The organism is Nocardioides bizhenqiangii (assembly GCF_034661235.1).
GTDB lineage: Bacteria > Actinomycetota > Actinomycetes > Propionibacteriales > Nocardioidaceae > Nocardioides > Nocardioides bizhenqiangii.
The window spans coordinates 2367700-2381063 of sequence record NZ_CP141059.1 but is presented as its reverse complement, the minus strand read 5'-3'; the positions used below and the strand labels follow the sequence as shown (position 1 = coordinate 2381063).

Genomic DNA, 13364 nt, shown 5'->3' with positions numbered 1-13364 from the left:
GGGCTAGTCGGACTCGCCGCGTCGCTTGAGGTAGCGCTCGAACTCGCGTGCGATCGCCTCTCCCGAGGCCTCCGGCAGCTCGGCGGTGTCGCGCGTCTCCTCCAGCGCCCGGACGTAGTCGGCGATGTCCTCGTCCTCCTCGGCGAGCTCGTCGACGCCGCGCTCCCACGCCCGCGAGTCCTCGGGCAGGTCGCCGAGCGGGACGCTCACCTCGAGCAGGTCCTCGATCTGCCCGAGCAGGGCCAGCGTGGCCTTGGGGCACGGCGGCTGCGCGACGTAGTGCGGCACGGCGGCCCAGTACGACGCCGCGGGGATGTCGAGCTTCACGCAGGCGTCCTGCAGCACGCCGACGATGCCGGTGGGTCCTTCGTAGGTGGACTGCTCGAGCTTCATCCGGTCGACGAGCTCGGGCTCGGTCGCCGTGCCGGTGACCGGGATCGGGCGGGTGTGCGGGGTGTCCGCGAGCAGCGCGCCGAGGGTGACCACCAGCTGGCCGCCCAGGTCGTCGATGCACGCGAGCAGCTCGGCGCAGAACCCCCGCCACCGCATGCTCGGCTCGATGCCGCGGATCAGGATGACGTCGTGGTCGAGCTCCGGAGGCGAGGCGATGGCGACGTGGGTGCTGGGCCAGGTGAGCTTGCGGAAGCCGTTCTCGTCGACGCCGACCGTCGGCCGGTTGACCTGGAAGTCGTAGTAGTCCTCGGGATCGATGGCCGCCACCACCCGCGCGTTCCACACGGTCATCAGGTGGTCGACGACCGCCGAGGCCGCCTCCGCAGCGTCGTTCCAGCCCTCGAACGCCGCGATCACCACCGGCCGGACGAGTGCCGGCGTGTCCTCGATCTCCATCACCCCGCCGAGCCTAGTACCGCGTCCACCAACGTTCGCCCGCTGCGCGACGCCCAGGACGCACGCTGGCGGCGTTGCCGACGCTCGAAAGACGTCCAGTCTGGCTTCGCATCGGCGCCTTGCCATCGCACGCCCTGGACGTCGCTCGCCAGGGCGAACGTCGGCAAATGCGGCACTAGCCCGGTCCGCCCACCATTCAGCATGCGGGAAATCGTGGGCGGGTCGGTCCGGACCGTTAAGATCGGGGGTGCCGAGAGGCGTTGCAACGGGCCCGGGATGAGCAGAGGCGCCCGCCACGCTCGGCGAGTCAGTTCCCAAGGGCGCCTTCCGTAACGGAAGGGTGTGACATGGCATCGGGTTCCCACGACTGGCGACCGGACGCGACCGACGAGCTCACGGCGCTGCTGCGCGAGCGGATCGTGATCCTCGACGGCGCCATGGGCACTGCCATCCAGCGGGACCGTCCGGACGAGGCCGGCTACCGGGGTGAGCGGTTCGCCGACTGGCCGTCCGACCTGGTGGGCAACAACGACCTGCTGTCGATCACCCAGCCCGGCATCATCTCCGGCATCCACCGCGAGTACCTCGAGGCCGGCGCCGACATCATCGAGACCAACACGTTCAACTCCAACGCGATCTCGCTCGCCGACTACGGCATGGAGGAGCTCGCCTACGAGCTCAACTACGAGGCCGCCCGGCTGGCCCGCGCGGCGTGCGACGACGTGGCGGCCGCGTCCGGCAAGGCGCGCTACGTCGCCGGTGCCCTCGGCCCGACCACCCGCACCGCGTCGATCAGCCCGGACGTCAACGACCCGGCCACCCGCAACGTGTCATGGGACCAGCTCGTCGACGCCTACCTCACCGCGGCCCGCGCGCTCGTCGACGGCGGGTCCGACCTGCTGTTCATCGAGACCATCTTCGACACCCTCAACGCCAAGGCCGCGATCTTCGCCGTGCAGACGCTGTTCGAGGAGACCGGCCGTCGCTGGCCGGTCGTGGTCTCGGGCACCATCACCGACGCGTCCGGCCGCACCCTGTCGGGTCAGGTCACCGAGGCGTTCTGGGACTCCGTCCGCCACGCCGAGCCGCTCGCGGTCGGCCTCAACTGCGCGCTGGGCGCCAAGGAGATGCGTCCCTACATCGCCGAGCTGTCGAGGCTCGCGGACTCGTTCGTGTCGGCCTACCCCAACGCGGGCCTGCCCAACGCGTTCGGCGAGTACGACGAGACCCCGGAGGACACCGCCGGGATCGTCAGGGAGTTCGCCGAGGCGGGCTTCGTCAACCTCCTCGGCGGCTGCTGCGGCACGACGCCGGCCCACATCGCCGCGATCGCTGAGGCCGTCGACGGCCTGGAGCGTCGCGAGCCCGCGGTCGCCGTACCCGCGCTGCGGCTGTCCGGCCTCGAGCCGTTCACGATCGCCGAGGACAGCCTCTTCGTGAACGTCGGGGAGCGCACGAACATCACCGGCTCCGCGAAGTTCCGCAACCTGATCAAGGACGGTGACTACGACACCGCCCTGTCGGTCGCCGCGCAGCAGGTCGAGAGCGGCGCGCAGGTCATCGACGTCAACATGGACGAGGGCATGATCGACGGCGTCGCGGCGATGGACCGGTTCCTTAAGCTGGTCGCGTCCGAGCCCGACATCAGCCGGGTGCCGATCATGGTCGACTCCTCCAAGTGGGAGGTCATCGAGGCCGGCCTGAAGAACGTCCAGGGCAAGCCGATCGTCAACTCCATCTCCATGAAGGAAGGGGAGGAGAAGTTCATCGAGCAGGCCAGGCTGTGCAAGAAGTACGGCGCAGCCGCCGTGGTGATGGCGTTCGACGAGGACGGCCAGGCCGACAACCTCGAGCGCCGCAAGCAGATCTGCGAGCGGGCCTACCGGATCCTGGTCGACCAGGTGGACTTCCCGCCCGAGGACATCATCTTCGACCCCAACGTGTTCGCCGTGGCGACGGGCATCGAGGAGCACGCGACCTACGGAGTGGACTTCATCGAGGCCACCCGCTGGATCAAGCAGAACCTCCCCGGCGCGAAGGTCTCGGGCGGCATCTCCAACGTCAGCTTCAGCTTCCGCGGCAACAACCCGGTTCGCGAGGCGATCCACGCGGTCTTCCTCTTCCACGCGATCGAGGCCGGCCTCGACATGGGCATCGTGAACGCCGGCGCGCTGGTGCCGTACAGCGAGATCGACCCGGAGCTCCGGGACGCGATCGAGGACGTCGTGCTCAACCGCACCGACGACTCGCTGGCGGCCACCGAGCGTCTCCTCGGTCTCGCCGAGCAGCACCGGGGGAGCGGTGAGGTGGTCGAGGCCGCGACCGAGGAGTGGCGCGAGCTTCCGGTCGGCGAGCGGATCACCCACGCCCTCGTGAAGGGTCTCGACGCCCACGTCGAGGCCGACACCGAGGAGCTGCGCCAGGAGATCGCGGCGCGCGGCGGCCGCCCGATCGAGGTGATCGAGGGTCCGTTGATGTCCGGGATGGACGTCGTCGGCGACCTGTTCGGCGCGGGCAAGATGTTCCTGCCGCAGGTCGTGAAGTCGGCACGGGTGATGAAGAAGGCGGTCGCCTACCTGATCCCGTTCATCGAGCAGGAGAAGCTCGACAACCCGGAGCTGGCAACGGCGAAGGAGACCAACGGCACGATCGTCATGGCCACCGTCAAGGGCGACGTCCACGACATCGGCAAGAACATCGTGGGCGTCGTGCTCCAGTGCAACAACTTCGAGGTCATCGACCTCGGAGTGATGGTCCCTGCCCAGAAGATCCTCGACGCGGCCAAGGAGCACAACGCCGACATCATCGGCCTCTCCGGCCTGATCACCCCGTCCCTCGACGAGATGGTCAACATGGCATCGGAGATGCAGCGGCTGGGGTTGGAGATCCCGTTGCTCATCGGTGGTGCCACCACGTCCCGCGCCCACACGGCGGTCAAGGTCGACCGGAAGTACGACGGCCCGGTCGTCTGGGTTAAGGACGCCTCCCGCTCGGTGCCGACGGCGGCCGCGCTGCTGCACGCCGATCGCCGCGCGCCGCTGCTCGCCGAGATCAAGGCCGACTACGACGCACTGCGGACGCGCCACTCCCAGAAGTCGGAGCGCCCGCAGCTGGCCTTCGCCGACGCGAAGGCCAACGCGACGCCGATCGACTGGGAGGGGTACCGGCCGCCGCAGCCGGTTACTCCGGGCGTGCACGTGCTGGCCGACTACGACCTCGCCGAGCTGCGGGACTACATCGACTGGCAGCCGTTCTTCAACGCGTGGGAGATGAAGGGGAAGTTCCCCGACATCCTCAACAACCCGACGACCGGCGACGCCGCCCGCAAGCTCTACGACGACGCGCAGGCCATGCTCGACCGGATGATCGCCGAGAAGTGGGTGACCGCGAACGGCGTCTACGGTCTCTTCCCTGCCGTCAGCACGGGCGAGGACGTCCTCGTGTACGCGGACGACAGCCGGGCCGAGGTCAAGGCGACCCTGCACCAGCTGCGCCAGCAGGGCCAGCACCGCGAGGGCATCCCCAACCGGTCGCTCGCGGACTTCGTCGCCCCCTTCGACTCGGGTCTTCCCGACCACGTCGGCGCGTTCGCGGTCACGGCCGGCATCGGGCTGCCCGAACGCGTCAAGGCGTTCCGGGACGCGCTCGACGACTACTCGGCGATCATGATCGAGGCCCTGGCCGATCGGTTGGCCGAGGCGTTCGCCGAGCGGCTCCACCAGCGGGTGCGCACGGAGTTCTGGGCGCACGTGTCCGAGGAGCAGCTCAGCAACGAGGACCTGATCGCCGAGAAGTACACCGGGATCCGCCCCGCGCCCGGCTACCCGGCGTGCCCCGACCACACCGAGAAGCAGACGATCTGGGAGCTGCTCGACGTCGAGCGCAACGCCGGCATCGAGCTCACCGAGTCGATGGCGATGTGGCCGGGAGCCGCGGTCTCCGGTGTCTACTACAGCCACCCGCAGTCGCAGTACTTCGTCGTGGGCCGGCTCGGACGCGACCAGATCGCCGACTACGCCGAGCGCAAGGGCTGGACCCTCGCCGAGACCGAGCGGTGGCTCTCGCCCAACCTCGGCTACGACCCGGAGGACTGACGTGCGAGCTGTCCTCTGGGACATGGACGGCACCCTGGTCGACACCGAGCCCTACTGGATGGCCACCGAGGTCGCCCTCGCCGAGGAGTACGGCGCCACCTGGTCGACCGCGGACGCCCAGCACCTGGTCGGCAACAGCCTGATCTCGTCGGGGCACTACATCCGCGAGCGCACCGGGATTCCGCTGAGCGCCGAGGAGATCGTCGAGCGACTGCTGGACGGCGTCGTCGCGCAGGTCCAGCACGCGGTGCCGTGGTGCCCCGGAGCTCGCGAGCTGCTGCTCGCGCTGAAGGACGCGGGAGTGCCGTGCGGGCTGGTGACGATGTCCTACCAGCGGTTCGTCGCCCCGATCCTCGAGCACCTGCCGCCGGAGACGTTCCGGGTGGTCGTCACCGGCGACCAGGTCGACCAGGGCAAGCCCCATCCCGAGCCGTACCTGACCGCCGCCGCGGCGCTCGGTGTCGAGCCCGAGGACTGCATTGCGATCGAGGACTCACCCACCGGCGCGACGTCGGCCGCGGCCGCCGGCTGCCAGGTGCTCGTCGTCCCCAACCACGTGCCCGTCCCGGCGGGGGAGCGCCGTACCTTCCTCGACACGTTGGTGGGAGTCACGCCGGCGGAGCTGGCAGCTCTTCCCGGCTGACGGGATCGGGCAGCGGCGGGGGAGTGCCGCCGTACGCCGGACACAGCGCCTGGTGGGAGCACCAGCGGCACAGCGGCCCCGGGCTCGGCTGCCAGTCGCCGGACTCCTTCGCGCGCCGGACGGCCTCCCAGATCGCCTGGACCTTGCGCTCGGTCGCGAGCAGGTCCTGCTCGTCGGGGTCGTAGCTCAGGGTCTCCGCGTTGGCGAGGTAGATCAGCTGCAGCCGCTTGGGGATCACCCCGCGCATCCGCCAGATCACCAGCGCGTAGAACTTGAGCTGGAAGAGCGCCTTGCCTTCGTACTCGGCGGCAGGGGATCGGCTGCTCTTGTAGTCCACCAGCCTGATGGCGCCGTCGGTCGCCACGTCGACGCGATCGATGACGCCCCGGAGCAGCAGCCGGGTATCGGTCAGCGTCTCGACATAGAGCTCGCGATCGGCCGGCTCGAGCCGACGCGGGTCCTCGAGGAGGAAGTAGCGCTCGAGCACCGATCGGCAGGACGCCAGCCACGCCCCGATCGCCGCACCCTCGTCCTGGTCAGGGAAGAGCGTGGCCAACGCGGGCTCCGCCTCGAGCACCGCCTCCCAGGCGGGGAACACCATCTCGGCGGCCCGGTCGGGGGTCCGCTCGGACGCCGGCAGGTCGAACAGGTCCTCCAGCACCTTGTGCACGACGGTGCCGCGGACGGCGTCGACCGAGGGCGGCTCGGGGAGCCGGTCGATCGTGCGGAAGCGGTAGAGCAGCGGGCAGGACAGGAAGTCCCCGGCCCGCGACGGCGAGAGCGCGCCGAGCACCTCGACGCCGTCGACGCGGGTGCCGACCCGCTCGGCGGGGTCGACCGGCGCGACGCCGGTCGGGACGGTCGGTGTGCTCATGTTCTGACGGTAGGACACACCGCCGACAACCGAGACAGGTTGTGCCGGACACCTCGCCGACACCGGCCGAAGCGCACCCTTTGGATAGCCTCGAGGTGTGTCCTCCTCCGACCCGGAACCTGGCTCGCCGCCGCAGCCGCGCGCGCCCCGTGCGCCGCGTCCGCCGGGGACCTTCCGGATCGGCAGCATCGCCGGCAGCGACGTCCTGGTGTCGTCGTCCTGGTTCCTGGTCGCGGCGCTGATCGCGTTCGTGATGGAGCCGCGGGTCGAGGAGATGCAGCCGGGCCTCGGCGGGTGGAAGTACGTCGTCGGCGTGGTCTTCGCGATCGTCCTCTACCTGGCCGTGCTGCTGCACGAGGCGGCGCACGCCGTGGCCGCGCGCCGCTACGGGTTCGAGGTGCACTCGATCACGCTGCACTTCCTCGGCGGTGTGACCGCGATCGAGGGCGAGGCGCGCACCCCGCGCCAGGAGTTCTGGATCGCGGTGGTCGGTCCGATCACGTCGTTGGCGGTCGGCGGCGCCGCGGTCGCGCTGTGGTTCGTGACGCCCGACGGCGTGCTGCTGCTCACCGTCGAGGGGCTCGCCGGCGCCAACCTCCTGATCGGCGTGCTCAACCTCGTCCCGGGCCTTCCGCTCGACGGCGGCCGGGTGCTCAAGGCGGCGGTGTGGCGGGTGACCGGCCGGGTCGAGACCGGCGTCATCGCCGCAGGCTGGGGCGGACGGGTTACTGCCGTCGCGGTCCTGTCGTGGCCGCTGTTCCAGGAGCGGGTGACGGGCCTCGACACGACCCTCCTCGACATGGTGCTGGCGTTCGTGATCGCGATGTTCCTGTGGACCGGAGCGTCGCAGGCGATCGCCGCGGCGCGGATCCGGACCCGGCTCGGCGAGGTGGTGGCGCGCGACCTCGCGCGCCGTACCCTCGCGGTGCCCGACGACCTGCCGCTGGCCGAGGCGATCCGGCGCGCACGGGAGGCCAACGCGGGCAGCATCGTCACCGTCTCGGCCGCCGGCAGCCCCCTGGGCGTGGTCGACGAGTCCGCCCTGCGCGCGATGCCCGAGGACCGACGGCCGTGGGTCGCGGTCTCGGCGGTGACCCGGAGCCTCGAGGAGGGCCTGCGGCTGCCGGTGACGATCACCGGCGCGGACCTGCTGCACGCGATCCGGCGGACGCCCGCCAGCGAGTACCTGCTGGTCGAGCCGGACGGCTCCGTCTACGGAGTCCTGGCCACTGCCGACGTGGAGCGTGTGGTCCGGGCCGGTTAGGCTCGCCGACCGTGAGCCAACCCGATGCGGGCGACCTCGGTGACGTCGCCGCCGAAGCGTGGTCCGGCGTGCATCGCGGACCGCTGCGCGCCGGGGAGTGGGTGCGCCTGGTCGACGGCAAGGGCCGCAAGCACAACTTCTGCCTGGAGCCGGGCAAGCGCTTCTTCTCCAACCGCGGTCACCTCGACCACGACGAGCTGATCGGGCGGGAGGAGGGCTTCACCGTGACCTCCTCAGCGGGCGGCGAGTACCTGGTGTTCCGGCCGCTGCTGTCGGAGTTCGTCGTCTCCATGCCCCGCGGCGCGGCGGTGGTCTACCCGAAGGACGCCGCCCAGATCGTGGCGATGGTCGACATCTTCCCGGGCGCACACGTGGTCGAGGCGGGGGTCGGCTCGGGTGCCCTGACCTGCTCGCTGCTGCGTGCAGTCGGTCCGCACGGACGGGTCTCGTCCTACGAGCGGCGTGAGGAGTTCGCCGACGTCGCTCGCCGCAACGTGAGCCAGTTCTTCGGCGTGGCCGAGGGCGAGTCCCATCCCGCCTGGCGGCTGACGATCGGCGACCTCGCCGAGGAGCTGCCCGCGTCCGGCGAGAAGTGCGACCGGATCATCCTCGACATGCTGGCTCCGTGGGACTGCCTCGACGCCGCGGCCGACGCCCTGCGGCCGGGCGGGATCGTCTGCGCCTACGTCGCGACCACCACCCAGATGTCGCGGTTCGTCGAGACCGTACGAGTGCACGGGGGATTCACCGAGCCGACCGCGTGGGAGTCGCTGGTGCGCGACTGGCACGTCGAGGGGCTCGCCGTACGACCGGGGCACAAGATGATCGGCCACACCGCGTTCCTCGTCACCGCTCGACGGATGGCACCGGGGGAGCGCGCCCCGCGCAAGACCCGCCGGCCGGCTCCCGGCGCGTACGGTCCGGACTACACCGGCCCGCGGTCGGCCGACGCCGCGGATGCCCTGCCGGAGGAGTGATGGCTTCCGACCCAGCCGCCAAGCCGTTCCTGCTGCTCTCGATCCGCACGGAGGAGCGGGCGGCCCTCGAGGAGCACGCTGCCTTCTCCCGGTTCCTCGGGATCGCCGCGGACGAGCTGCACCGGATCGAGCTCGGCACCGCGCCGCTGCCCTCGATCGACCTGGACGACTGGGCCGGGATCATCCTCGGCGGTGGAGCGTTCAACGCCTCCGACCCAGAGGAGAGCAAGTCCCCGGCCCAGCTGCTGGCCGAGCGTGATCTCGGCCGCCTGCTCGACGACGTGACCGCCCGGGACTATCCGTTCCTCGGTGCCTGCTACGGCATCGGCAGCATCGGACTGCACCAGGGCGCGGTCGTCGACCGAAGCTTCCCCGAGGGGGTCGGCCCGGTCAGCGTCGAGCTGACCGACGAGGGGCTGGCCGACCCGTTGTTCGCCGGGATGCCGCGCGAGTTCCGGGCGTACGGAGGCCACAAGGAGGCGATCAGCCGGCTGCCCGAGCACGCCGTCGCCTTGGCGACCTCCGAGGCTGCTCCGGTCCAGGCGTTCCGGGTCGGCAAGCAGGTCTACGCGACGCAGTTCCACCCCGAGCTCGATCTCGACGGCATCCTCACGCGGATCGCGGTCTACGCCCACCACGGGTACTTCGACCCGTCCGAGCAGGAGGCGCTCAGCGCCGCGGCCGCGGCGGTGACCGTGACCCACCCGATGACCATCCTCCGCAACTTCGCCGCCCGGTGCCGTCACGCTGACGCAATCCAATCGTGACCGACGCCCCGCGTGGATGCCCTTCCGTGCAACAACTTGCCGAGTAGGGTCGGGTACAGACGTGAAGGAGGTGTGCCGATGTCGAGCATGGGGTCCGATGGGCGTCGACAGAGCCGCGAGGAGCTCGAGGAGCAGGTCCGCTACCTCGAGGCCGAGATCCACGACCTGCGCCACCGTCTGACGGAGGTGCCGGGCGGGACGTCCCGCTCCATGGAGCTCCGGCTCGCCGACGCCCAGCGTTCGCTCGCGGCGGTGACCGCGCAGAACGAGCGGCTGGCCGGCACCCTGCGGGAGGCCCGCGACCAGATCCTGAAGCTGAAGGAGGAGGTCGACCGGCTCGCCCAGCCGCCGGCCGGGTTCGGCACCTTCCTGCAGCGCAACGAGGACGACTCCGTCGACGTCCACACCGGCGGCCGCAAGCTGCGGGTCAGCGTCAGCCCCAACGTCGACCTCGACCAGCTGCGGCGTGGCCAGGAGGTCATGCTCAACGAGGCACTCAACGTCGTCGCTGCCTTCGACTACGAGACGGTCGGCGAGGTGGTGATGTTCAAGGAGCTGCTCGCCGACGGCGACCGGGTGCTGGTGATCGCCAACGCCGACGAGGAGCGGGTCGTCCGGCTGGCCGAGCCGCTGCTGGGCGAGACCCTCCGGGCAGGTGACTCTCTGCTGCTCGACGCGCGTGCCGGCTACGTCTACGAGCGGGTGCCGAAGTCGGAGGTCGAGGAGCTGGTCCTCGAAGAGGTCCCGGACATCACCTACGAGACCATCGGCGGCCTCGGCAACCAGATCGAGATGATCCAGGACGCCGTGGAGCTGCCCTACCTCTACCCCGAGCTGTTCGCCGAGCACGAGCTGAAGCCGCCGAAGGGCATCCTTCTCTACGGCCCGCCGGGCTGCGGCAAGACGCTCATCGCCAAGGCGGTCGCCAACTCGCTGGCCAAGAAGGTCGCGGCCAAGACCGGCGCCGAGGGGAAGTCGTACTTCCTCAACATCAAGGGCCCCGAGCTGCTCAACAAGTACGTCGGCGAGACCGAGCGGCACATCCGGCTGGTGTTCCAGCGCGCACGGGAGAAGGCGAGTGCCGGCACGCCGGTCATCGTGTTCTTCGACGAGATGGACTCGCTGTTCCGCACCCGTGGCTCCGGCGTCTCCTCCGACGTCGAGAACACCATCGTCCCGCAGCTCCTCAGCGAGATCGACGGCGTCGAGCTGCTGGAGAACGTGCTGGTCATCGGCGCCTCCAACCGTGAGGACATGATCGACCCCGCGATCCTGCGCCCGGGCCGGCTCGACGTGAAGATCAAGATCGAGCGGCCCGACGCCGAGTCGGCGCGCGACATCTTCACGAAGTACCTCACGCCGACGCTGCCGCTCCACGCCGACGACCTCTCCGAGTTCGGAGGCGACCCGCAGGCCGCCGTCAACGGAATGATCCGGGCCGCGGTCGAGCGGATGTACTCCGAGACCGAGGAGAACCGCTTCCTCGAGGTGACCTACGCCAACGGCGACAAGGAGGTCCTTTACTTCAAGGACTTCAACTCGGGCGCGATGATCCAGAACATCGTCGACCGCGCCAAGAAGATGGCGATCAAGGACTTCCTCGACCACGACCAGAAGGGGCTGCGGATCTCGCACCTGCTCCAGGCGTGCGTCGACGAGTTCAAGGAGAACGAGGACCTGCCCAACACGACCAACCCGGACGACTGGGCGCGGATCTCCGGCAAGAAGGGCGAGCGGATCGTCTTCATCCGCACGCTCATCACCGGCAAGCAGGGCACCGAGCCGGGCCGCTCGATCGACACCGTCTCCAACACCGGTCAGTACCTGTAGAAACGCAGCACGCCTCCCGCCGCGCTGCCGCGCAGTGGGAGGCGCGCTCGGGTCAGGCCCGTGCCTCGATGAGCAGGTTGTACGGCGTCTGCGCCGCCACCTCGGCGTGGGAGAAGCCAGCGTCCCTGAACGCAGCGAGCAGCTTCGCGGGGCCGGCCTGCGCGCCCAGTGCCTCTCCGCCCTGGGAGATGCTGTTCGGCACGCACAGGCACGAGCTGGCGGCGTAGTACATCAGCGCCACGGGGCTCCCGACGCCCGCCTCCAAGGCGTCCTCGGCGTACGGTTCGACGGCGAACACGCGACCGCCCGGCGCGAGGTGCTCGCGGGCGTGGGTGAGTGCACCCACCGGGTCTCCCAGGTCGTGCACCGCGTCGAAGAAGCAGATCAGGTCGAAGGTCCCGTCATAGGACTTCGCGTCGTCGCGCTCGAATTCGACCCGGTCGCCCACTCCAGCCTCTTCGGCGGCAGCGATGGCTCGACGGATCGACTCGTCGTGGTAGTCCACGCCCTTGAACGTCGACCGGGGGTAGGCCTCGGCCATCAGGATGCCGGCCGAGCCCAGCCCACAGCCCACGTCGAGGACCCGGATGCCCGACTCGAGCTGCTCGTCGAGCCCTTCGACGGCAGGGATCCACTCCTGGACCAGTGACGAGCGGTACTGGGTCGCGAAGAACCGGTCGACACCCGAGTAGAGCCGCGAGTCGTGCTCGTGCCACCCGACGCCCTCGCCCGTCACGTACGCGTGTGCGAGCTGGTCGGCAGCCGCCCAGACGGCTGAGATGACCTCGAAGCCGGCAATGCCCGACGCCGGGTTGTCCTCGTCGGCGAGGACGAGCCCGTGCTCGAGGGGCAACGAGAAGGTGCGGTCCGCGGCGTCGTACTCCACGTACCCGCCGGCCGCCTGCGTGGACAGCCACTCGCGGACGTAGCGCTCGGCGAGACCGCAGCGCTCAGCCAGCTGGGACGAGGTGAACCGGCCGCCGGAGGCGAGCTCACGCCAGATCCCGAGCCGGTCGCCCAGGTAGACGAGCACGCCGTTGTAGGCGGCCGCCCGGTCGAGTGCGACCCGGGTCGCGAAGCCCTCCAGGATCGCGAGGTCGGGCTCGCCGGACAGCTGGTCCGTGGACTCGGTCAGGGTGGTGGCCATGGGTGATTCCTTTCGTCGGTCGGCACCCGGTCGGGCGCCGTCGTGACGCCAGCCTCAGGGGGCTGTCTGGCACTTGCCTGTCATCAGGCGACGGGTTGAGGAGGTACCGGTGACAGGTGCGTGACAGCCGGCGCCCGCACGCTCCCGTCATGAGGCACGCCGAGATCACACCGCCGCCGGTGTCGAGCGAGGACGTCGCTCGGCTCGGCACCGTGCTGTCCGTGTGGGCGCACCCCGACGACGAGGCATACCTGGCCGGTGCGCTGCTCGCATCGGTGACCGACTCGGGCCAGCGAGCCGTCTGCGTGACGGCGACCCGTGGTGAGGCCGCCGACCCCGGTGCCGGCGCGGACGAACGGGCCGACCTGGCCGCCCGGCGGACGGGCGAGCTGGAGGCGGCGCTCGGTGTGCTGGGTGTGACCGAGCACCACTGGTTGGACCTTCCCGACGGCGGTTGTGCGGACGTCGACGCCGAGCGACCGGTCGGCCGTGTGCTCGAGCTCCTGGAGGAAGTGCGCCCGGACACCGTGGTGACGTTCGGGCCGGACGGATTCACCGGCCACCCCGACCATCGCGCCGTGAGCAGGTGGGTCGACCTCGCCCTGGCCCGATGGCAGCGCGGGACCACGCTCCTCCATCCCGTGGTCACCGCGGAGGTGTTGGGTCTGGACCGCGCGCTGGACGAGGAGTACGGCGTCTACGAGCTCGGTCGGCCGCGCGTGGTCGCGCCCGACGAGGTCCGCGTGCACCTGTCGCTCGCCGATGACCTGCTGGACCGCAAGGTCGCGGCGCTGGCGTGCCAGGAATCCCAGACGGCCGGGCTGATCTCGGGGGTAGGGAGGGACCGGTTCCGCAACTGGGTCTCGGTCGAGATGCTGGCCGCGCCCGCCCGGGCGCGCGCCGAAAGCGGGTGACGGCG

The 13364-nt window shown here is 70.4% G+C and carries 10 protein-coding genes; 7 read left to right on the top strand and 3 right to left on the bottom strand.

Going from position 1 to position 13364, the window contains the following annotated elements; genetic code table 11:
• Nucleotides 1-3: 3 nt before the first annotated feature.
• Nucleotides 4-852 (bottom strand): PAC2 family protein, encoded by an 849-nt coding sequence (locus tag SHK19_RS11500; RefSeq protein ID WP_322455100.1) that lies wholly within the window; start codon nt 850-852, stop codon nt 4-6.
• Between the two features lie 344 nt (nt 853-1196).
• Here SHK19_RS11500 and metH point away from each other — a divergent pair, with 344 nt between their 5' ends.
• Together metH and SHK19_RS11490 are read left to right on the top strand one after the other, a co-directional pair.
• Nucleotides 1197-4943, top strand: a complete 3747-nt coding sequence (metH, locus tag SHK19_RS11495) for a methionine synthase (RefSeq protein WP_322455099.1) — start codon at nt 1197-1199, stop codon at nt 4941-4943.
• 1 nt (nt 4944) lies between these two features.
• A complete protein-coding gene (locus SHK19_RS11490; protein ID WP_322455098.1) occupies nt 4945-5586 on the top strand; it encodes an HAD family hydrolase in 642 nt (213 codons plus the stop codon).
• On the opposite strand, the gene SHK19_RS11485 is transcribed toward SHK19_RS11490, so the two are convergent.
• The gene (locus tag SHK19_RS11485) at nt 5552-6460 is read right to left on the bottom strand and encodes a RecB family exonuclease (protein WP_322936299.1); all 909 of its coding nucleotides are present in this window, start codon (nt 6458-6460) and stop codon (nt 5552-5554) included. The two genes, SHK19_RS11490 and SHK19_RS11485, sit on opposite strands and share 35 nt — an antisense overlap.
• A gap of 97 nt (nt 6461-6557) precedes the next feature.
• On the opposite strand from SHK19_RS11485, the gene SHK19_RS11480 reads away from it, so the two are divergent.
• The 4 genes from SHK19_RS11480 (at nt 6558) to arc (ending at nt 11298) form a co-directional block, all read left to right on the top strand.
• Nucleotides 6558-7724 (top strand): site-2 protease family protein, encoded by a 1167-nt coding sequence (locus tag SHK19_RS11480; RefSeq protein ID WP_322455096.1) that lies wholly within the window; start codon nt 6558-6560, stop codon nt 7722-7724.
• Nucleotides 7725-7792: 68 nt separating this feature from the next.
• A complete protein-coding gene (locus SHK19_RS11475; RefSeq protein ID WP_322455598.1) occupies nt 7793-8701 on the top strand; it encodes a tRNA (adenine-N1)-methyltransferase in 909 nt (302 codons plus the stop codon).
• Nucleotides 8701-9468: a glutamine amidotransferase gene (locus SHK19_RS11470; RefSeq protein ID WP_322455095.1), complete on the top strand. Its 768-nt coding sequence runs from the start codon at nt 8701-8703 to the stop codon at nt 9466-9468. Before SHK19_RS11475 ends, SHK19_RS11470 begins: the two co-directional genes overlap by 1 nt.
• 87 nt (nt 9469-9555) lie before the next feature.
• Nucleotides 9556-11298 carry a proteasome ATPase gene (gene arc / locus SHK19_RS11465; RefSeq protein WP_405030496.1) on the top strand — a complete coding sequence of 581 codons (1743 nt, stop codon included), beginning with the start codon at nt 9556-9558 and terminating at the stop codon, nt 11296-11298.
• Nucleotides 11299-11350: 52 nt separating this feature from the next.
• On the opposite strand, the gene SHK19_RS11460 is transcribed toward arc, so the two are convergent.
• The gene (locus tag SHK19_RS11460) at nt 11351-12445 is read right to left on the bottom strand and encodes a class I SAM-dependent methyltransferase (RefSeq protein ID WP_322936298.1); all 1095 of its coding nucleotides are present in this window, start codon (nt 12443-12445) and stop codon (nt 11351-11353) included.
• A 149-nt stretch (nt 12446-12594) separates the two neighbouring features.
• On the opposite strand from SHK19_RS11460, the gene SHK19_RS11455 reads away from it, so the two are divergent.
• Complete coding sequence (locus SHK19_RS11455) at nt 12595-13359, top strand: PIG-L deacetylase family protein (protein WP_322455092.1); 765 nt, start codon at nt 12595-12597, stop codon at nt 13357-13359.
• The last annotated feature ends 5 nt before the right edge of the window (nt 13360-13364 follow it).